This is a genomic window from Streptomyces sp. NBC_00572, assembly GCF_026341815.1.
Taxonomy (GTDB): Bacteria; Actinomycetota; Actinomycetes; order Streptomycetales; family Streptomycetaceae; genus Streptomyces.
Genome location: NZ_JAPENX010000001.1, coordinates 228,328 through 248,577 on the forward strand (window position 1 = coordinate 228,328; position 20,250 = coordinate 248,577).

General features: G+C 72.8%; 17 protein-coding genes and 1 pseudogene. 8 read left to right on the forward strand and 10 right to left on the reverse strand.

Annotation, left to right across the window (positions count from 1 at the left end):
• Positions 1 to 69 precede the first annotated feature (69 nt).
• From argG to OG514_RS01095, 5 genes and pseudogenes are all read left to right on the forward strand, one after another.
• Positions 70 to 1,524, forward strand: coding sequence for an argininosuccinate synthase (gene argG / locus OG514_RS01075; RefSeq protein ID WP_266889833.1), 1,455 nt, complete (start codon positions 70 to 72; stop codon positions 1,522 to 1,524).
• Between the two features lie 302 nt (positions 1,525 to 1,826).
• Positions 1,827 to 3,161: a M48 family metallopeptidase gene (locus OG514_RS01080; RefSeq protein WP_266889836.1), complete on the forward strand. Its 1,335-nt coding sequence runs from the start codon at positions 1,827 to 1,829 to the stop codon at positions 3,159 to 3,161.
• An 87-nt stretch (positions 3,162 to 3,248) separates the two neighbouring features.
• Positions 3,249 to 4,094, forward strand: a complete 846-nt coding sequence (locus tag OG514_RS01085; protein ID WP_266889839.1) for a sigma factor-like helix-turn-helix DNA-binding protein — start codon at positions 3,249 to 3,251, stop codon at positions 4,092 to 4,094.
• Positions 4,079 to 4,252 (forward strand): annotated as a pseudogene (locus OG514_RS01090) (ABC transporter ATP-binding protein); the annotation flags it as partial. The gene OG514_RS01085 and the pseudogene OG514_RS01090, both read left to right, overlap by 16 nt.
• A 341-nt stretch (positions 4,253 to 4,593) precedes the next feature.
• Positions 4,594 to 4,998 (forward strand): VOC family protein, encoded by a 405-nt coding sequence (locus tag OG514_RS01095; RefSeq protein WP_266889841.1) that lies wholly within the window; start codon positions 4,594 to 4,596, stop codon positions 4,996 to 4,998.
• 115 nt (positions 4,999 to 5,113) lie between these two features.
• Here OG514_RS01095 and OG514_RS01100 read toward each other — a convergent pair whose 3' ends face one another.
• From OG514_RS01100 to OG514_RS01115, 4 genes are all read right to left on the reverse strand, one after another.
• Entirely contained in the window at positions 5,114 to 6,277 is a 1,164-nt protein-coding gene (locus OG514_RS01100; RefSeq protein WP_266889844.1) for a methyltransferase, read from the reverse strand.
• A 141-nt stretch (positions 6,278 to 6,418) separates the two neighbouring features.
• A complete protein-coding gene (locus OG514_RS01105; protein ID WP_266889847.1) occupies positions 6,419 to 6,994 on the reverse strand; it encodes a histidine phosphatase family protein in 576 nt (191 codons plus the stop codon).
• 69 nt (positions 6,995 to 7,063) lie between these two features.
• Positions 7,064 to 7,516, reverse strand: coding sequence for a GNAT family N-acetyltransferase (locus tag OG514_RS01110; RefSeq protein ID WP_266889850.1), 453 nt, complete (start codon positions 7,514 to 7,516; stop codon positions 7,064 to 7,066).
• Positions 7,517 to 7,629: 113 nt separating this feature from the next.
• Positions 7,630 to 9,066 (reverse strand): PLP-dependent aminotransferase family protein, encoded by a 1,437-nt coding sequence (locus tag OG514_RS01115; RefSeq protein ID WP_266889853.1) that lies wholly within the window; start codon positions 9,064 to 9,066, stop codon positions 7,630 to 7,632.
• Between OG514_RS01115 and OG514_RS01120 the strand changes: the two genes are divergently transcribed.
• Together OG514_RS01120 and OG514_RS01125 are read left to right on the forward strand one after the other, a co-directional pair.
• Positions 9,065 to 10,090, forward strand: a complete 1,026-nt coding sequence (locus tag OG514_RS01120; protein ID WP_266889856.1) for a DMT family transporter — start codon at positions 9,065 to 9,067, stop codon at positions 10,088 to 10,090. The genes OG514_RS01115 and OG514_RS01120 overlap by 2 nt on opposite strands.
• Before the next feature lie 128 nt (positions 10,091 to 10,218).
• Positions 10,219 to 10,422: a DUF1918 domain-containing protein gene (locus tag OG514_RS01125; protein ID WP_189832405.1), complete on the forward strand. Its 204-nt coding sequence runs from the start codon at positions 10,219 to 10,221 to the stop codon at positions 10,420 to 10,422.
• A gap of 13 nt (positions 10,423 to 10,435) precedes the next feature.
• On the opposite strand, the gene OG514_RS01130 is transcribed toward OG514_RS01125, so the two are convergent.
• A complete protein-coding gene (locus tag OG514_RS01130) occupies positions 10,436 to 11,689 on the reverse strand; it encodes a glycoside hydrolase family 10 protein (RefSeq protein ID WP_266889860.1) in 1,254 nt (417 codons plus the stop codon).
• 198 nt (positions 11,690 to 11,887) lie between these two features.
• Here OG514_RS01130 and OG514_RS01135 point away from each other — a divergent pair, with 198 nt between their 5' ends.
• Positions 11,888 to 12,748, forward strand: a complete 861-nt coding sequence (locus OG514_RS01135) for a 3-hydroxybutyryl-CoA dehydrogenase (protein WP_266889862.1) — start codon at positions 11,888 to 11,890, stop codon at positions 12,746 to 12,748.
• A gap of 72 nt (positions 12,749 to 12,820) precedes the next feature.
• Here OG514_RS01135 and OG514_RS01140 read toward each other — a convergent pair whose 3' ends face one another.
• From OG514_RS01140 to pheS, 5 genes are all read right to left on the reverse strand, one after another.
• On the reverse strand, positions 12,821 to 13,351 hold the full coding sequence (locus tag OG514_RS01140) for an NUDIX domain-containing protein (protein WP_266900708.1): 531 nt from the start codon (positions 13,349 to 13,351) through the stop codon (positions 12,821 to 12,823).
• A gap of 62 nt (positions 13,352 to 13,413) precedes the next feature.
• Positions 13,414 to 14,754, reverse strand: coding sequence for a transcriptional regulator (locus OG514_RS01145; protein WP_266889864.1), 1,341 nt, complete (start codon positions 14,752 to 14,754; stop codon positions 13,414 to 13,416).
• Between the two features lie 351 nt (positions 14,755 to 15,105).
• Positions 15,106 to 16,173 (reverse strand): PP2C family protein-serine/threonine phosphatase, encoded by a 1,068-nt coding sequence (locus OG514_RS01150; protein ID WP_266889866.1) that lies wholly within the window; start codon positions 16,171 to 16,173, stop codon positions 15,106 to 15,108.
• Between the two features lie 399 nt (positions 16,174 to 16,572).
• A complete protein-coding gene (gene pheT, locus OG514_RS01155) occupies positions 16,573 to 19,101 on the reverse strand; it encodes a phenylalanine--tRNA ligase subunit beta (protein ID WP_266889868.1) in 2,529 nt (842 codons plus the stop codon).
• Positions 19,101 to 20,228 (reverse strand): phenylalanine--tRNA ligase subunit alpha, encoded by a 1,128-nt coding sequence (pheS, locus tag OG514_RS01160; protein ID WP_189832412.1) that lies wholly within the window; start codon positions 20,226 to 20,228, stop codon positions 19,101 to 19,103. The genes pheT and pheS overlap by 1 nt, the downstream gene beginning before the upstream one ends.
• Between the last annotated feature and the right edge of the window lie 22 nt (positions 20,229 to 20,250).

Sequence of the window (20,250 nt, forward strand, 5' to 3'; positions counted from 1 at the left end):
CGAGGCGGTTCCACACTCGCCCACCGGCACCCCTTTGCATGACCATGCGAGATGATGCATACTCTTCCTATGTCCAAGGTCCTCACCTCCCTGCCCGCCGGCGAGCGCGTCGGCATCGCCTTCTCCGGCGGCCTCGACACCTCCGTCGCGGTCGCATGGATGCGCGACAAGGGCGCCATCCCGTGCACCTACACCGCCGACATCGGCCAGTACGACGAGCCCGACATCGCCTCGGTGCCCGGTCGCGCCAAGACCTACGGTGCCGAGATCGCGCGCCTGGTCGACTGCCGCGCGGCGCTGGTCGAGGAGGGTCTTGCCGCACTCACCTGCGGGGCGTTCCACATCCGCTCCGGCGGCCGCGCCTACTTCAACACCACCCCGCTCGGCCGTGCCGTCACCGGCACTCTCCTCGTCCGGGCGATGCTCGAGGACAACGTCCAGATCTGGGGCGACGGCTCGACCTTCAAGGGCAACGACATCGAGCGGTTCTACCGCTACGGTCTCCTCGCCAACCCGCACCTGCGGATCTACAAGCCCTGGCTGGACGCGGACTTCGTGACGGAGCTCGGCGGCCGCAAGGAGATGTCGGAGTGGCTGGTCGCCCACGACCTGCCGTACCGCGACAGCACCGAGAAGGCGTACTCCACCGACGCCAACATCTGGGGTGCCACCCACGAGGCCAAGACGCTGGAGCACCTCGACACCGGCGTGGAGACCGTCGAGCCGATCATGGGCGTGCGGTTCTGGGACCCGTCGGTCGAGATCGAGACCGAGGACGTCACGATCGGCTTCTCGCAGGGCCGGCCCGTGTCCATCAACGGCAAGGAGTTCGCCTCCGCCGTCGACCTCGTCATGGAGGCCAACGCCATCGGCGGCCGCCACGGCATGGGCATGTCGGACCAGATCGAGAACCGGATCATCGAGGCCAAGAGCCGCGGCATCTACGAGGCGCCCGGCATGGCCCTGCTGCACGCGGCGTACGAGCGGCTGGTCAACGCGATCCACAACGAGGACACCCTCGCCCAGTACCACAACGAGGGACGGCGCCTCGGCCGGCTGATGTACGAGGGCCGCTGGCTGGACCCGCAGGCACTGATGGTGCGGGAGTCGCTCCAGCGCTGGGTCGGCGCGGCCGTCACCGGCGAGGTGACGCTGCGGCTGCGGCGTGGCGAGGACTACTCGATCCTCGACACGACGGGCCCGGCGTTCAGCTACCACCCGGACAAGCTGTCCATGGAGCGCACCGAGGACTCGGCCTTCGGTCCGGTGGACCGGATCGGCCAGCTCACCATGCGCAACCTCGACATCGCCGACTCCCGCGCCAAGCTGGAGCAGTACGCCGGTCTCGGCCTGATCGGCACCGGCAGCCCCACCATCGGTGCCGCCCAGGCGGCCGCGGCCGGACTGATCGGCACCCTGACCGAGCTGCCCGAGGGCGGCGCGGAGGCCATCGCCTCCCGCGGCGAGGCCGCCGAGGACGACGAGATGCTGGACCGCGCCGCGATGGAGTTCGGCACGGACTGACCCGCCGCTGCCGAACGCGGCGCTCGACACCTCCTTCGAGCGCCGTGCCCGGCACACCCCGCCGAGTGCCCTGTGCTCGACACACCCCGTCGAGCACCACGCTCGGCACCCTCCGTCGAGCGCCACGCTCGACGCCCCGGAAGGCCGGCCCGACGTCCCCCGCGTCGAGCCGGCCTTTCCGTCGTCCCGGGCCCTTGCCTCCTCCGTACTCCGCACGGAAATAATGCGTGGGGCTCCGATTGTGGAGACCGGATGAGCGGAACAGGGTGGAGCCGTGAACGGCCTGCCCAGGGGGGTACGGAATGACAGACACGGCACCTGCGGTCGCGACAGCGGTACGGGACTGCCCCGAGTGCGGCGCCCACGTGGCGGACGGCGGGCGGTACGTCACCTGGTGTGCCGCGTGCGACTGGAACGTGGACCCCGAGGTGCGGGACGAAGAGGCGCCCGGGCGCGTCGAGCGGCTGCGGCGGCGCCTGGCCCAGCGGGACGGGGAGCAGCTCCTCGCGGAGCTCACGGAACTCGGTGAGTTCCAGGACTCCCGGGAGCTCGGGGAACCAGGCGCACACCGCCCCACGTCCCGGCGCGGGGTGGCCGGCGGCCTCGCCGTGGGGCTCGCGGTGGCGGTGCACGGTGTGACGCTCGCGCTGCTCGCGGGCGGACTGTGGCTGATCGTCGCGGGCTGGGGAGAAGGCTTCCTGCCCGCCTTCGGGGCGCTGGCGCTCGGCCTCGCCGCCGTGCTCCGGCCCCGGTTCAGCAGTCTCGCGAAGGCCGGGAAGCACCAGCCGGTCCTGCGCAGGCCGGACGCGCCCCGGCTCTTCGCCCTCCTCGACGAGGTCGCGGAGGGCGTCGGCACGACGGGGGTGGTCGCCGTGGTGATCGACGCCGACGCGAACGCGTCGGTCAGCACGTACGGCGTGCGACAGCGTCGCGTGCTCCACATCGGTCTCGGCCTGTGGCAGATCCTGACCCCGCAGGAGCGCATCGCGCTGCTCGGCCACGAGTTCGGGCACTACTCCCACGGGGACACCCGGCGTTCCCTCCTCGTCGGGAACGCGTTCCACTCCCTCGGCACCTGGCGCTACACCCTGGCCCCGCAGCAGGCCGAGAGCCTGATGGACAGTTTCGTGAACCTGGTGACCGCTCCGCCCCGGCTGCTCGTCGACGGCGTCCTCGTCCTCCTGGAGCACCTGACCCTGCGCGACTCGCAGCGCGCCGAGTACCTCGCCGACTCCGCCGCCGCGCGGGCGGCGGGCACGGAGGCGGCGGCCGGGCTCATGGACCGGCTACTGATCGCCGAAAGCGTCGCCGGCGAACTCGCCCGGGAGTCCGTGGCGGCGCGGACCCGGCTCGGCGGCGCGCGCCGCGAGGATCCGGCCGAGGGGCTGTGGGAGCGCCTCGCCGCCCATGCCGCGTCGGTGCCCGAGCACGAGTACGAGCGGCTGCGCCGGGTCGCGGAGCGGCGCGGGCACCAGGTGGACTCCACGCATCCGCCGACCCATCTCCGCCACCGGAGACTGACCCGGGGCACGCGGGTCGAGGCCGGGATCGTCTTCGCCCCACCGAGGGCCGCGGAGGTGGACGCTGAGCTCGCCGAGGTCCGGCGCAGCGTCGCCCGGGAGCTCGTACGGGGCTGACTCCGTCGCCGGCGGCGGCCGGTTCTGTCACATCGCGGCGGGCCCTCACGTCAAAGCGGTGACGGACCCGACGAGGAGTGAGGCGCCATGCACGACGACACCTTCCAGACCGCCCTGACCGGGCGTTTCGACGTCCACGAGGAGCAGTTGCGGCATGTTGCGCTGCGGATGACGGGCTCGCCGGCCGAGGCCGAGGAGGCGCTCGCGGCGGCGCGGGCGGACCTGGGACGGGACGACGGGGCGTCGGTACGGGTCTGGCTCACCGCGCTGGTGGCGCAAGAGTGTGTGCGGGTGCTCCAGGAGCGGCAGGCGGGCGGCGGGCCCGGCCGTCGACGCGCGGCCGGAGAAGCGACCGGGGCGGGGGCCGGGGCCGGGGGCGGGCTTGAGGCCGCGTGGCTGGCGCTGTTCTTCGTACTGGAGTCCCTGGGGGTCGAGGAGCGGCTCGCCTACGTCCTGCACGACGTGTTCGGGTTGCCGCCGTACGAGACGGCGCGGATCACCGGTGGCTCCCCCGAGGAGGTGGCACGGCTCGCCCGGCGGGCCCGGGAGCGGGTCCGGGGCCAGGGGACCGCCCGTACCGAGGGGGGCGCGGGGCGGCAGCGGGCCCTGGTGGACCGCTTCCTGGCCGCCGCACGCGCGCGTGACGCCCGTGAGCTCGCGGCCGTCCTCGACCCGGACGTGATCGCTTATTCCGAGCGCGGCCCCGTGCACGGCGCCCCGGCCGTCGCCGAGGGGGCGGCCGCCTTCGCGCGATTCGCGGATGTGGCCCGGCCCGCGCTGGTCGACGGGGCCGTCGGAGCCGTCGCCTTCCTCGACGGACGGCCGGTCTCCGCCGTGGCGTTCACCCTCCGCCGGGACCGGATCGTCACCGTCTCCGTCACCACCGGGGAGGACCGGGTGCGTGCGCTGGACCTGGCCTTTCCCGATGGGTGACGGGGGCGGAGCCCGACTTCGGGCGGGTGGTGCGGGGGCACGGGCTGCGGCTCGGCCACTTCGCCCAGGAGCACGACACGCTCGATCCGGGCCGCACGGTCCGGGAGAACCTCGCCGACGCGGCTCCGCACCTGACGGACGGTGAGGTACGGGCGGTGTGGAGCGAGGAGTGCCGGGGGCTCGTGAGCCTGGCCTGCCGGTCGGCCGGACCGTAGACCCTGACCCGCGCGTCGGGGTCAGGTCCGTGGGAAGGCAGGGGGATCCCGGAGAGCCGGCGGAGGTGGCACGGCCCTAGGGGGTGTCTTGTCGATCAGGCCGGATCAGGGAGCGGCGTCTGGTGCATGGGGTCTCCCCAGGCCCGCAGGGGCCGAGGGGACGCATCGCAAGGCGGAGGAGGGAGGCATGGCGGAGCCATGCCGACCGACGACAACGCGGCGAGGCGCGGTGCCAGACGTCGCGAGCCCGGCCTGATCGACAAGACACCCCCTAGCCTGGAGACATGATCATCAATGCGCAGACCCATGTGCGGATCGCCCGCCCGTCACGGGACCTGGCCGCCGCCGAGCGGTTCTACGTCGACGGGCTCGGGCTCGACGTGCAGTGGCGGACCACCGAGCGGGTGTCGGGCAAGCACGATCTGCTCATGGTCGGTCCCAAGGGCGGCGGTTGGCACTTCGAGCTGACCCGTGATCCCGAGCATCCCGTGGAGCCGGACCCGACCGTCGAGGACCTGTTCGTGGTCTATCTCGGGGCGCCCGTCGAGGAGGAGCAAGTGGAGCGGCTGCTCACCGCCGGTGGCACGCGGGTGGCGGCGCACAACCCGTACTGGGACGAGTACGGCGTGACCGTCGAGGACCCCGACGGCTATCAGCTCGTCCTGTGCTCGCGCAGCTGGGGCAGATGACGGCGGGGCGCGGCCGGAAAGGCCGCGCCCCGGTCCTGGGGTCCTGTGGAGCCAGGTCGTGTCCGGAGAGTAGCGCCGTCTGCCCGCAGGCCGGGCGGGACGCTCCGGACGCGACCTAGGCCTTCCGCACCGCGCGCAGGACGACGAACTTGGAGTCGCTCGCGACCAGTTCGCTGTTGCCGAAGATCCGGCGCAGGGTGACGTGGTAGCCGAGGTGGCGGTTGCCGATGACCCACAGTTCGCCGCCCGGCCGCAGCGCGCGCCGCGCGTCGCCGAACATGCGGCGGGCCGTGCGGTCGGTGGTGGCCTGGTGGGTGTGGAACGGCGGGTTGTTGAGGACGAGGTCCACCGAGCCGTCGGGCACGTCGGCGAGCCCGTCGCCGACGAGGAACTCGGCCTTGCGCCCGTCGCCCACGTGGGTACGGAAGTTCTCCTCGGCCGAGGCGACCGCCTGGTACGACTCGTCGGTGAAGATCAGTTCCGCGTCGGGTTCGTGCAGCGCGATGGCGAGGCCGACCACGCCGTTGCCGCAGCCGAGGTCGGCGACGCGGACCCGGCCGATGCCGCCGGGCAGGTTCGCGAGGAGGAAGCGGGTGCCGATGTCGAGGCGGTCGGCGCAGAAGACCCCGGCGTGGTTGGTGACGGTCAGACCGGGGAGACCGGGTGCGGGGGTGTCCGCCGGAAGGTCGTACCGGTGCGGCCAGGGGTTCGGACGCGGGGTGATGGCGGGGTCGGGCGTGGTGTGGATCAGCCGCGCCTTCTTCACCGCGAGCGAGGTCCGGGTGGGCCCCAGGATCCGCTCGAAGAGCCGCAGGGTGGAGGTGTGGATCTCCTTGACCATGCCGGTGCCGACGACCACGGTCCCCTCGTGCACGGCGGGTGCGAGCCGGTGCAGCTGGTCCTCCAGGAGCGCGAGGCTCTTGGGGACGCGGACGAGGAGGACGTCGATCCGCTCGGGCGGCGGGTCCTGGGTGGTGAGGAGCCGGACGGCGTCCGGGGCGGCGCCGGCGCGCGCGAGGTTGGCCCGCGTGGCCTGGCGGCCGAGGTACGAGTCGGAGATCTGGACGAGCTCCCCGGGCACGGCGGCCTGGAGTGCGGTGACGAGGGCTCCCCAGCGGTCGCCGAGGACGGCGACGGTGCCGGACAGGTCGGTACCGCTCTCGGCCAGCTGGCCCAGGAGGTACTCGTCGGACGCGTCCCAGGCGCGCAGCTGATCGCGCGGGTCCTCGGGATGGCGGGTCAGCGTGAAGGCGCCCCATGACGTGGTCAAACGGTTCATCGTGCCCTCAGGCTAGCCGGTCCCGGCCACTCTCTCCCCCCGCGACGTGCTCGTCGGCGGCCGCGTCGGCGCCCTCGTGGAGCGCGACGGAGAGGTTCCGGGCGTGTCCGGGGTCGCGTCGGGGCCGCGGTGGCGGACGGTTCAGCGCAGGGCCGCGTCGAGCTGGAGGTGCCAGAGGCCGGGGCGGCCGGTGAGGGTGACGGTGGAGAGGGGGCGGACGTCGACGTTCCAGTACGTGGCGGGCGGCGCCTTCAGGGCGTACACGAGGGCGGCCCGTACGACGGAGGGTTCGGCGACGGCGACGATGGCGCCGTCGTCGGCGGGGCGGGTGTCGAGCCAGTTCCCTATTCGGGTGATGAAGGCGAGGAGCGGTTCGCCGCCGTGCGGGGCGGTGCGGGCGTCGGTGAGCCAGGCGTCGACGGCGGCCGGTTCGAGGGCGGCGACCTCGGCGAGGGTCAGGCCTCGCCAGCGGCCCATGTCGCAGTCTCGGAGGGCGGGCTGGGCGAGGGGCGCGTAGCCGAGGGCGGTGCCGGTGGCGCGGCTGCGCGGGGTCGGGGAGCAGTAGCGGAGTTCGGCCGCGCCGAGCGGGATGAGCGCGGGCGCGGCCTGCTGCACCTCGTACCAGCCGGCCTCGTCCAGTGGCCGGTCGTCGTCGAAGCGTTCGGCGAGCAGGGAGGAGCTGCGTGCCGCCGTGACGAGCGTCACCCGAAGACTCATGGGCGCGATCGTGAGGCCGAAGGCTCCGCAGGTCAAGGGGTCATTCCCCGGGGCGGGAGGGGCTCCGGTTCACTGCTGCCCGAGAGCCATCCACTTGTCCGGATTCTGGAGTGGCGTGAAACCGACCTTCTCGTACACACCGTGCGCGTCGGCGGTCGCGAGCATGATGCGGCGCAGTCCGTACGGGGCGAGGTGGTCGCGAACGGCGGTGACGAGCGCGGTGCCGAGGCCGGTGCCACGGGCCGGGCGGTCGACGTAGACGTCGCAGAGCCAGGCGAAGGTGGCGTAGTCGGTGACGACGCGCGCGTAGGCGGCCATCTCGCCGGTCTCACGGTCGTAGGCACCGAGGTTGAGCGACCCGGCGATGGCCAGGTCCTGCTTCTCCCGAGGTCGGCCGTGGGCCCAGTAGGAGTCCGTGGACAGCCAGTGGTGCACACGGGCGGTGTCGATCCGCGCGGGGTCGGCTGAGATCTCGTACGTCCCGTGCATGACGGGGTGGTCCGCGGGCGCGCTGTCGCTCATGACTGAAGCGTTCCAGTGACTCCGGGGCTTGTCAGGTGAATTTGCCGGGGGCCGGGAGCCCGGCAAGGCCGGGCGGGGACGGGCGAGGTCGCCGCGCGGCCCGCCCCGGCCGCTCAGGCGGTGAGCTCGTCGACCGCCGCCCGCAGGCGGCGCACGCCCTCCGCGATCTCGGTGGGGCCCGCGACACCCGCGAAACTCAGCCGGATGTGCCCGGCAGGCGGTTCCGCGCAGAAGTACGGGCGGCCGGGGGCCGCGGCCACGCCGGTCCTCAGGGCGGTGGCGAGGAGGGCCGGCTCGGGGACGTCGTCGGGGAGGCGCGGCCAGAGGTGGTAGCCGCCGTAGGGAATGTGCGGCAGGGCGAACATGGGGAGCTGGTGGGCGACCGCGCCGGCCAGCACGTCGCGGCGGCTCTTGAGCTCCTGGGCGACGGCCCGCAGATGGCGGTGCCAGGCGGGCGAGCCGACGAGTTCGAGGGCGGCCTCCTGGAGCGGCCGCGGGACGAAGAAGCTGTCGACGACCTGGATGGCGCGGAGCCGTTCCAGGACGGGGCCGCGGGCGGCGAGGGCGCCGACCCGCAGGTTGGGCGAGGTGGCCTTGGTGAGCGAGCAGACGTGGACGACGACGCCGTCGGGGTCCTCGGCGGCGAGCGGGGCGGGCAGCGGCGGCGCGTCCTCGTGGACGAGACGGCGGGCGAAGTCGTCCTCGACGACGAAGGCTCCGGCGGCCCGGGCGATACGGACGACCTCAAGGCGCCGCTCGGGGGCGAGCACCGCGCCCGTCGGGTTCTGGAAGAGCGGCTGGCAGACGAAGACCCGGGCGCCGGTGGCTCGGAACGCGGCCTCCAGGAGTTCGGGGCGGACTCCGTCGGCGTCGACGGGTACGGGGACGGGGCGCAGTCCGGCGGCGCGGGCGACGGCGAGCATGCCCGGGTAGGTGGGCGACTCGACGAGGACCGGGGTGCCGGGCGGGGCGAGGGCGCGCAGGGCGGTGGTGATGGCGGACTGTCCGCCGGCGGTGATGAGGAGGTCGGCGGCCGTGACGCTGCCGCCGATCTCGCGGGCGAACCACTCGCGCAGTTCGGGCAGGCCGTCGGTGGGCGGCCTGCCCCAGGCGCCGGGGCGGCGTCCCGCTCGGGCGAGGGCGTCGGCGAGGGCCCGCTCGGGCTGGAGGGAAGGGTGGAGGTAGCCGCCGTTGAACTCGATCACGCCGGGCGGGGGCGTGGCCAGGGTGGCGAGGACGCCGGAGGCGTCGACGGCCCGGGGAACGAGTTCGGTGGCCGTGTCGGCGCTGAGGGCGACCTCCTGCCAGGAGGTGTCGCCCACGACGGGGGTGGCGGCGCGGGGCTCGGCACGGAAGGCACCGGCGCCGGGGCGGGTGACGACGAGCCCCTCGGCGGCGAGCTGCGCGAGGGCCCGGGTGACGGTCACCGGGGAGACCCGATAGCGCTCGACGAGTGCGCGACTCGACGGCAGCTTTCCACCGGGAGAGTAGCGGTTGAGTTCCGCCCTCAATGAATGCGCCAGTTCCGCGACACTGCTACGCTCGATCATGAGAGCACAGGATAGCGCTACTGCCGCCATGACGATAGCGGTCACCGCGACGGACGGAAGCACCGCCGGTGATGGCGGAGGCGCCCGCACGGCAGGCACCGGCAGCTCCGCGGCGAGCACCCCCGCCGGGACCGCCCCGGCCGCCCCCGCCGACAGCCGTACCGACCCGCTCCCCCGGGGCACCCTGCTCGCCGTCCTCGGCGTGGTCTCCTTCTCGCTCACGTTCCCGTCGACCGCCTGGGGCCTGGAGAGTTTCGGCCCCTGGTCCCTCGTGGCCGTGCGTTCCACGCTCGCCGCCCTCATCGCGGGCGCGTTCCTCCTCGTCGGCCGGGTGCCGCTGCCGGAGCGGCGCCACTGGGCGGGCCTGGCCGTGGTCGCGGGCGGTGTCGTCATCGGCTTCCCGCTCCTGACGACCCTGGCCCTGCAGACCTCCACCACCTCGCACGCCGCCGTCGTCGTCGGTCTGCTGCCGCTCACCACGGCGACCTTCGCCGCCCTGCGGACCAAGCGCCGGCCGTCCCGCACCTTCTGGTTCGCGGCCGTGTCGGGTGCCGTCGTCGTGCTCGCCTTCACCGTCCAGCAGAGCGGCGGGGCCGTGTCGCAGGGCGATCTGTACCTCTTCGGCGCGCTCCTCGTGTGCGCGGCCGGATACACCGAGGGCGGCCGTCTCGCCCGGCTCATGCCGGGCTGGCACGTCATCGGCTGGGCTCTGATCCTCTGCCTGCCGCTGATGGTGGTCGGATCGGTCGTGGCACTGTCCGTGGAGCCGGTCAGCCTGAACGCCCACGGCGTGATCGGCCTGGTCTGGGTGGCGGCCGGCTCCACCTTCTTCGGCCTGTACGTCTGGTACCGGGGCATGGCCTCCATCGGCATCCCCAAGGCGAGCCAGCTCCAGCTCGCGCAGCCGCTCCTCACCCTGTTCTGGTCGGTGGTCCTGCTCGGCGAGACCCTGCCGCTGGCGGCCCCGATCGCGGCGGTGGCGGTGCTCGTCTGCATCGCGGTGACCCAGCGGGCGAAGAGCTGACCCGGGGAGTCGACGGGCCGACCCGGGAAGACGGGGGGGGCTGACGCGACGGATCGGGGTGACTCACGTCACAATGGCAGACATAGACCCCGAACAGCACATGCCGGGTCGCGAGGAGGTCACCCCCCATGCAGGCGAACGTGGGCGACAAACTGCTGGTGCACGGCCGGACCGTCGGTCACCACGACCGTACGGCCGAGGTCCTTCAGGTACTGGGGGAGAACGGCACGCCCCCGTACCGCGTGAAGTTCGACGACGACGGTCACGAGGCCCTGATGTCACCGGGCCCCGACACCGTCGTACGCCATCACCCCGAGGCAGGCGCGAGCTGAGCCCCTCCCCAGGTCAGCCCTGTCCCGGCGGCCGGACCCGGGTCGGGTAGTGATCGGCCACCACGGTGGTCATCGCCCCGATCGGGTCCGCCGCGACCTCCTTCGCGGAGAAGTAGCAGTGACCGCCGACGGCCCGGTAGCCGGCGGCCAGCTCCAGGTGCCGTGACAGCTCCTTCGGGTCCTGCCAGGCCGCGGGCTGGGCGGGATCACCCGCCTTGTAGAGGGCCTCGCCGATGTAGAGGCCGACGCCGGTTCCCCGGACCACCGCGTCCCACCAGGGCAGCAGCTTGGCGTAGTCGGCGGCGGGCAGGCCGATGTTCCAGTACAGCTGCGGTACGACGTAGTCGATCCAGCCCTCCCGGATCCATTTCCGGGTGTCGGCGTACAGGTCGTCGTAGGTCTGGACACCCGCGCGGGTGTCCGAGCCCTCCGGGTCGGTGGCGATGTTCCGCCAGACCCCGAAGGGGCTCACCCCGAAGGCCACGTGCGGCTTGAGTGCCTTGATCCGGGCCGCGGTCCCGGAGACCAGCAGATCGGTGTTGTTCCGCCGCCAGGACGCCTTGTCGGGGAAGTCCCCGCCGTACCGCGCGTACGCCTCGTCGTCGGCGAAGACCTGCCCGGCCACCGGGTACGGGTAGAAGTAGTCGTCCCAGTGCACGGCGTCGATGTCGTAGCGCCGCAGCGCGTCGAGCATCGCGTCCTGGACGAACGTCCGGACTTCCGGCAGCCCGGGGTTGTAGTAGAGCTTCCCGCCGTAGGGCAGCACCCACTCGGGGTGGACCCGGGCCGGATGGCCGGCGACGAGCCGGGTCGGGTCCGTGTGATTCGCCACTCGGTACGGGTTGAACCAGGCGTGCAGTTCGAGGCCCCGCGCATGGGCCTCCTCGACGGCCGTGCCCAGCGGGTCCCAGCCGGGATCGCGGCCCTGCGTCCCCGTGAGGTACTGCGCCCACGGCTCGTACGGCGAGGGCCAGAGCGCGTCGGCGGTAGGCCGGACCTGGAGGACCACGACGTTGAGCCGACGCTCGACGGCGGTGTCCAGGTGGGCGACGAGCTCGGCGCGCTGCTCCTCGGCGGTCAGGCCGGGACGGGAGGGCCAGTCTCGGTTGGCGACCGTGGCGATCCACATCCCCCGGAACGCGCACCGGGGACGCGGTCGCCTCGGCGCCTGGGCGTCCCGCGCCTCCGGTACGGCTGCGGCCGTACCGCCGCCCGTCACCGCTCCCCCGCCCGTCACCGCGAGCGCCGCCCCGGCCGCCCCCGTCACGAATCCTCTTCTGCCGATAGGCCGCACTTGTACCCCTCCCGTGTCGGATACGTCACACGCACCCGGACAGCATGCCCGCCCCGGACGATCGATCATCGGTTAATGAGCGGTAACGTCGTGGGGTCGAGGCGGACGCACCGGAATCACACGGAGGCCCCGCCGCCAGAGAAGAGCGAAAGGCACGAGGTGACGGACTCCATGGCCGACATTGAGCGCGTCGGAGTGGTGGGCTGCGGCCAGATGGGCGCGGGCATCGCAGAGGTGTGTGCCCGGAGCGGCCTTGAGGTGAAGGTCGCCGAGACCACCGGCGAGGCGCTGGAGATCGGCCGCACACGGCTCTACAACTCGCTGGCGAAGGCCGCCGAACGCGGCAAGATCAGCGAGGAGGAGCGGGACGCGACGCTCGCCCGCCTCAGCTTCACCACCGACCTGGGCGAGTTCGCCGACCGCGACCTCGTCATCGAGGCGGTCGTGGAGAACGAGCAGGTCAAGACCGAGATCTTCCAGATCCTCGACCAGGTGATGACCCGGCCGGACGCCATCCTGGCCTCGAACACCTCCTCCATCCCGCTGGTGAAGCTGGCCGTGGCGACCTCCCGCCCCGACCACGTCATCGGCATCCACTTCTTCAACCCGGCCCCGGTGCAGAAGCTCGTCGAGCTGATCCCGGCCCTCACCACCTCCGAGGGCACGATCAGCCGCGCCCAGGCCTTCGCCGAGAAGGCCCTCGGCAAGCACGCGATCCGCGCGCAGGACCGCTCCGGCTTCGTGGTCAACGCCCTGCTCGTGCCGTATCTGCTCTCCGCGATCCGGATGTTCGAGTCGGGCATCGCGAGCCGCGACGACATCGACAACGGCATGGAGTTCGGCTGCGCCCACCCGATGGGCCCTCTGAAGCTCTCGGACCTGATCGGTCTGGACACGATCGCCTCGATCGCCGACTCGATGTACGCCGAGTTCAAGGAGCCGCTGTACGCCGCTCCCCCGCTGCTCCAGCGCATGGTGGACGCGGGCCGGCTCGGCCGGAAGACGGGCTCGGGCTTCTACCCGTACGCCTGATCTCCCCAGGACCCCGGACGGCCCGTACACACGCACAGGTACGGGCCGTCCGGCATGTCCGCGGCCAGGAGGTCAGCCCAGCCGCAGATGGTGGAGCATCAGCAGCCCGGCGGCCATGTTGGCGGCCGGGATCTCGCCCCGGGCGATCATGTCGGGGACCTGTTTCAGCGGCACCCAGGCCCGCCGTGAGGACTCGAAGGCGTCCTCGGGCGGTCCGGTGTACGTGGCCTGCTCGGCCCAGTAGAGGTGGTGGCGGGCGTCGGTGAGGCCGTTGGACGGCTCGACGGTGAGGAGATGGCGCAGCGGCCCCGGCCGCCAGCCGGTCTCCTCCTCCATCTCGCGGGCGGCGGCGGCCTCGATGTCCTCGCCGTCCTCGACGACACCGGCGGCCAGTTCCCAGCCCCAGCTGTCGGTGATGAAGCGATGGCGCCAGAGCATCAGGACTTCGTCGGCCTCGTTGAGGGCGGTCGCGACGGCGACCGGACGGAGCCGGATCAGATAGTGGTCGAGGTGGCGGCCGTCCGGGAGTTCGACGTCCGCGAGGTTCACCCGGAACCAGCGATTCTCATAGACAGAGCGTTCGCTCAGTTTCGTCCACTGCACGTTCTTGCCACCTTCCGACTGGTCGGTGCTTGTTTGGTGGCAATATCGCAGCAGTTCGATGCTCACAGGGGAACGCGTAGCGCCCCGTCAATAAGAGCCGCCGCCTCCCGGGCATCACCTCCACCGCTCGCGAGGAGGTGCTCCCGCACCTGCCGCAGCCGGTCCCGCAGCCGCCGCGACTCCATCCCCCGCGCCCGCTCGGTCATCTCGACGGCCGTACGCGCCGCCCCGTCCACCTCCCCCCGCCGCAGCTCGATCTGACACAGCATGGCGAGCCGGTGCACCCGGCCCCGGTCGTGCGAGGGCGTCCCGACCGCCATCGACGCGTGCTCATGGGCGGCGGCGAGATCACCCAGACTGAGCAAGGCCTCGGCGACCTGGACGTTGACGAGCCCCGGCTGGACGTAGCCCGTCTCCGCCGGTTCGTCCCCCGGGCTGATCCGCTCCGCCGCGTTCTCGGCCCGCCGGATACAGGCCAACGCGGCCGCCCCGTCGCCCAGATGCGCGTACGCCTTCGCCTGCATCGCCGTCAGATCGGCGGCGAGCGCCGGAGTGATCTGCCGTCCGGCCGCCCGCAGCGCCGCCTCCGCGAACGCCACCGCCTGCCGGTACTCCCCCATGAACAGCGACTGGTTGACGAGGAGCGCGATCACATAGGCGCCGAGCCCCCGGTCCCCGCTCGCCTTCGCGAGCCGCAGCGCCTGGTGGAAATAGCGCTGGGCGAGACCGTGCGCATCGGCGTCGTACGCGCAGATGCCGGCCACCGCCACCAGTCCGCCGGTGGCCCGGTGCAGCCGCCGGCCGAGGGCATCGCTGTACGAGCCCCGCAGCAGCGGCGCGGTCTCGGTGGTGAGGAAGCCGACGATCCGGGCGCGGGTCGCGATGCCCCCGGCCTTGCGGTACATCTGCTCGTAGTGCGAACGAGCGGCGCTCAGCACGCTGATGTCGGCGGCGGAGACCGTCGTCCGGCCCGCGCGGGAGACGTCCACGTCCTCCGGCGGGTTCTCCCACTCCCACACTGGCATCACCGCCGGGGTCCCGGTCACGGCGGGAGCGGCCACTATGTGCGGCCGCTGCTGCTCGTCGGAGCGCCACAGGGCGGCCGCCCGCTCCACGAACCCGCAGAGCGGCGAACCGACCGCGAGGACGGGCCCGTCCGGCATCCCGAAGCCGATGTCGTCCAGGGTCACCTGCCGGTGCAGCCGCGCGGCGAGCACCTCGCAGATCAGGTCGGGCACCTGGCCGCGCGGCCGCTGGCCCTTCAACCAGCGGGCCACGGCGGTGTGTTCGTAGCGCAGGGTGAGACCCCTGGTCCGGCCCGCCCGGTTCACATGGGCGGCAAGGCCGGCGTTCGAGACACCCGCTTCGTCGAGCAGGGCGTCGAGCAAGGTGTTGGGCTGCATGACCGCTCCGGTCGCTCGGCTCGAGCTCGGTGAACTCAGCGTAGCGGTGGCCGATTTCGTACGGGCCGAACCACTGCGGAGAACCCCCTTCGGGTCAACCCCCGCACGACGGCGCCGGCCAGGAACGGGACGATTTCGCACGGGGTGTGAATGAAGTACTCGTTCTCCCGGTCCGCGTACTCTGCCGTGCTCGTCCCCGTACCGCTTGACTGTGCTTCTCGCCGCAAGGCGACGACCGGGCCGCCGGCTCCCCCCTCAAACAGTGCGGCCGCCCGGTCAGCGTCGCCCGCCCCGCTGATCTGCCCGACACTCCGTGGCGGGGCGGGCGACGCCGGCCCCGACCTCCTCCGCTCAACAGTGGGAGGAGGGGGCGGGCCGGGGGCGGCGCAGCCCGGGTTCGGCGGGCTGCGCCGGCACCCGGACACGGTCGTTGCGTACGACCAGCAGCGCGACGTCGTCGCCGAGCCGGCCGCCCGTGTGGTGCAGCAGAGCGGTGTGCACCCGGCGGACCAGCGCGGCGGGCGCCTCTCCGGACATCCCGGCCAGCGCGGTGTCGAGCGCGAAGAACCGGCCACGGTGGTCGCGGGCCTCCTCCGCGCCGTCGGTGTGCAGGACGAGGGTCTCGCCGGGCATCAGCCAGGCCGCGGTGTACGGCGCGAGGACGCCGGGCAGCGGCAGGACGCCCAGCGGGGGCAGCGGATCGCCGACCGGGAGCCGTTCCACCGTCCGCCCGAGCCGGTACGGGCCGGGGTGGCCGCAGTTGAGCACGGAGAGCCGCCCGTCCGACCGGACTTCCAGGAGCAGCAGGGTCACGAACTCCTCCGCCGCGGGATGCGCGGGCTCCACCCCCGACCTCGCCGGGTGCTCGTCCCGCGCCCGCTCCCGCAGATGCCGCTCCAGCGCCCGCTCGAGACGCCGCAGCACCCCACCGAGTTCGGCCTCGTCGTGGGCGGCCTCGCGAAAGCTCCCCAGCACGGCGACCACCGCACCGAGGGCGGCGAGACCGTGCCCCCGGACGTCCCCGATGACGATCCGCACACCGTAGGGGGTGGCCACCGCCTCGTACAGATCCCCGCCGACGGAAGCGCCCCGGGAGGCGGACAACTGCCCGGCGGCCAGCGCGAGTCCGTCGAGGCGGGCGGGCGGCGGGCGCAGCAGCACCTGCTGGGTGGCGTCCGCGACGGCCCGCACGGCCGCCAGCTCCCGCGCGAACCCGCGCCGCAGACCGAGCACGAGACCGGTCCCGACGGTGAGGAAGACGACACTCGTGGCGATCCTCATGGGCAGCCCCGGCTGCCGGGCCAGCGGACAGCCGAACTTCCACGCCACGGCCACCGCACCCCACACGGTGGGAAGAGCCAGCGGGCCCAGCCGGCGGAGCCGGGAGCCATCGGAGACGAACGACCTCGTACGGATCATGCACGGCCCTTCCCGAGCCCCGACAGCGCCCGAAGGCCCTGCGGCACACAGGTCCGCCCCTGCGGCCGCGTCGATTCTGCCGACCGGGCACCCCGCCGGGGAACACCCCCGGACGATCTCACCCGAAGGAGTGAGCACCCCCCACGCGCCGCCCTCCGCCAGGGCTCCGCCACGCGCACGCGTGGTCGGGCCCCGAGCGGACGACCGACCATGACAGGGGGTCGGCGTCTGCGACCGGCCGCGCGACCTGGTGCGCGAGCGTGCGGCGGAAGGCCGGCTCGGCCATCTCGATTCTGTTCGTCGGACACCGGATGTCCGCCTGATCGGCTCCGGAACGGCGGAGGGCCGCCCCGGGGAATCCCCGGGGCGGCCCTCCTGGTGCTGTTTCCGCTACGGCGCTCAGGCGCCGCGCAGGACGGCGCCCGTGCGCTCGGACGCCAGGGCCACGGCCGCGTCGCGGGCCGCGGTGGCCTCGTCGACGGTGAGCGTGCGGTCCTCGGCGCGGAACTTCAGCGCGTACGCCAGGGACTTGGTGCCCTCGTCGAGCTGGTCGCCGGTGTAGACGTCGAACAGCCGGATGGACTCCAGGAGTTCACCCGCGCCCTCGGCGAGGGCGGCCTCGACCTCGGCGGCCGGGACGTCGTCCGCGACGACCAGGGCGACGTCCTGGGTGGCGACCGGGAAGGAGGAGATACGGGGGGCCTTGAGCGGGCCCTCGTTCGCCTTCTCCAGGAGGTCCAGGTCGATCTCCATCGCGCAGGCGCGGGCCGGCAGGCCGAACGCCTTCACCACGCGCGGGTGGAGCTCGCCGGCGTGGCCGACGAGGACCTTCTCGCCGTCCACCTCGACGTGGAACGCGGCGCAGCGGCCCGGGTGCCACGGGGCGTGCTGGTCGGCGCTGATGATCAGCTCGACGCCCGCCTCGGCGGCCACGGTCCGACCGGCCTCGACCGCGTCCGCCCAGTCGGACGGACGGCCCTTGCCCCACCAGCCGGCCTGCTCGCGCGCACCGGCGAGGACGACGGCGGCGCGGCGCGGCTGCGCGGGCAGCGCGGCGTTGACCTCGGCGATCTCGGCGTCGCTGGGGCGGCGGTCGACGGGCAGCCGGACGGCGACGCCGGGCTGTCCCTCCGGCCGGAAGACCAGACCGGTCTCGAAGAGCGCCAGGTCGTGGCTGCCGCGGCTGTCGTTCCGGCGGAGCGCACCGAGCAGGCCCGGGAGCAGCGTCGTACGGAGCGCGGGCTCCTCGTCCGAGAGCGGGTTGACCAGCTTCACGAGCCGACGACGGGCGTCGTCCGCGTCGAGACCGAGGTTGTCGAGGGCCTGCTCGCCGATGAACGGGTAGTTCAGTGCCTCGACGTAGCCGGCGCCGGCCAGCGCGCGGCCCACCCGGCGGTGGACGCGCTGGCGCTCGGTGAGCCCGCGGCCGGCCGGGGGCTTGGGCAGCGTGGAGGGCAGGTTCTCGTAGCCCTCCAGCCGGATGACCTCTTCGGCGAGGTCGTTCGGCTCGTTGAGGTCGGGGCGCCACGAGGGCACGGTGACGACGAGCTCGTCCTGGCCGTAGACGTCGCAGCCGACCTCCTGGAGGCGGCGGACGACGGTCTCGCGGCCGTAGTCGACGCCCGCGACCTTGTCCGGGTGGTTCGCCGGCATGGTGATCGTGCGCGGCGCGGACGGGGCGCTGATCTCGGTGACGCCGGCCTCTGCCGTGCCGCCCGCGAGCAGCACGAGCAGGTCGACGCAGCGCTGCGCGGCGGCCGCGGCGGCCTGCGGGTCGACGCCGCGCTCGAAGCGCTTGGACGCCTCGGAGGACAGCTTGTGGCGGCGCGCGGTGCGGGCGATCGAGATCGCGTCGAAGTGCGCGGCCTCGATGACGACCTCGGAGCTGCCGGTGACGATCCCGGTCTCCGGGTCGGTCTCCGGGTCGGAGATCTCCGTGTTGGCACCGCCCATGACGCCCGCGATGCCGATCGGACCGCGGTTGTCGGTGATGACGAGGTCGGCGGCGTCCAGGACGCGCACGGTGCCGTCGAGGGTGGTGATCTTCTCGCCCGCCTCGGCACGACGGACCCCGATCGGGCCGTCGAGACGGCTGCGGTCGTAGGCGTGGATCGGCTGACCGAGCTCCAGCATCACGTAGTTGGTGACGTCGACGGCCAGCGAGATCGGACGCATGCCGGCCTTCTGGAGGCGGCGGCGCAGCCAGATCGGGGACCGGGCCTCGGGCTGCAGACCGACGACCGTACGCGCGGTGAAGCGGTCGCAGCCGATCGGGTCGGTGACCCGGACCGGGTAGCCGTAGGAGTTCGGCGCGGGCACGTCGAGGAGCGCCGGGTCGCGCAGCGGCAGGCCGTACGCGGTGGCGGTCTCGCGGGCGACGCCGCGCATCGAGAGGCAGTAGCCGCGGTCCGGGGTGACGGCGATGTCGAGGACCTCGTCGTACAGCTCCAGGAGCTTCGTGGCGTCGATGCCGATCTCGAGCTCGGGCGGCAGCACGATGATGCCGTGCGTGCCGTCGTCGCCCATGCCGAGCTCGTCGCCGGAGCAGATCATGCCCCGGGAGACCCGGCCGTACGTCTTGCGCTCGGCGATCCGGAAGTCACCGGGGAGGACGGCGCCGGGCAGGGCCACGACGACCTTGTCGCCGACGGCGAAGTTCCGGGCGCCGCAGATGATCTCCTGGGGCTCGCCGGTGCCGTTGGCCTGGCCGACGTCGACGGTGCAGAAGCGGATGGGCTTCTTGAACTCCGTCAGTTCCTCGATGGTGAGGACCTTGCCGACCACCAGCGGGCCGGTCAGGCCGGCGCCGAGCTGCTCGACGGTCTCGACCTCGAGGCCTGCCGAAATGAGCTTGGCCTGGACGTCGCGGCCGGTCTCCGTCGCCGGCAGGTCGACGTACTCCCGCAGCCAAGAAAGCGGGACCCGCATCAGATCTCCATCCCGAACGGCCGGGTGAACCGGACGTCACCCTCGACCATGTTTCGCATGTCGTCGACGTTGTGGCGGAACATCAGCATCCGCTCGATGCCGAACCCGAAGGCGAATCCGCTGTACTTCTCGGGGTCCACACCGCAGGCGACGAGCACCTTCGGGTTGACCATGCCGCAGCCGCCCAGCTCGATCCAGCCCTCGCTGCCGCAGGTGCGGCAGGGGCGGTCCGGGTTGCCGACGGACTCGCCGCGACAGACGTAGCAGAGCATGTCCATCTCGGCGGACGGCTCGGTGAACGGGAAGAAGTTCGGGCGCAGCCGGGTCTTCATGTCCGGGCCGAAGAGCGCCTGGACCATGTGGTCCAGGGTGCCCTTGAGGTCGGCCATGGTCAGGCCCTCGTCGACGGCGAGCAGCTCGATCTGGTGGAAGACCGGGGTGTGCGTGGCGTCGAGCTCGTCGGTGCGGTAGACGCGGCCGGGGCACACGACGTAGACCGGGGGCTCCCGGTCGATGAGCGTGCGGGCCTGGACCGGCGAGGTGTGCGTACGCAGCACGACACCGGACTCGTCGCCCGTGGTGCCTTCCGGCCCCTCGACGAAGAAGGTGTCCTGCATCTGGCGCGCCGGGTGGTCCGGGACGAAGTTGAGGGCGTCGAAGTTGAACCACTCCGCCTCGACCTCGGGGCCCTCGGCGACCTCGTACCCCATGGAGACGAACACGTCGGAGACGCGCTCCATGAGCGTGGTCAGCGGGTGCCGGGCGCCGGCCGGGACGCGGTCGTACGGCAGGGTGACGTCGACGGCCTCCTCGACGAGGACGCGCGCGTCACGCTCGGCCTCCAGCTCCGTCTGGCGGGCGGCGAGCGCCTTGGAGACGATGCCGCGGGCCTGGCCCACGATCTTTCCGGCGGCGGCCTTGGCCTGCGGGGGCAGGGCACCGATCTCCCGGTTGGCGAGCGCCAGCGGCGAGGTGCCACCGGTGTGCGCGGTCTTCGCGTGTGCGAGCGCGTCGAGGTCGCCCGCGGCGGCGAAGGCGGCGAGCGCCTCGTCCCGCATGCGCTCGATCTCTTCCGGTTTCAGTGCCTCGACCTCAACCGGGTCGTACGACTTATTGGGTGCGGACATCTCTTCCCGTGCTTCCGTTGGC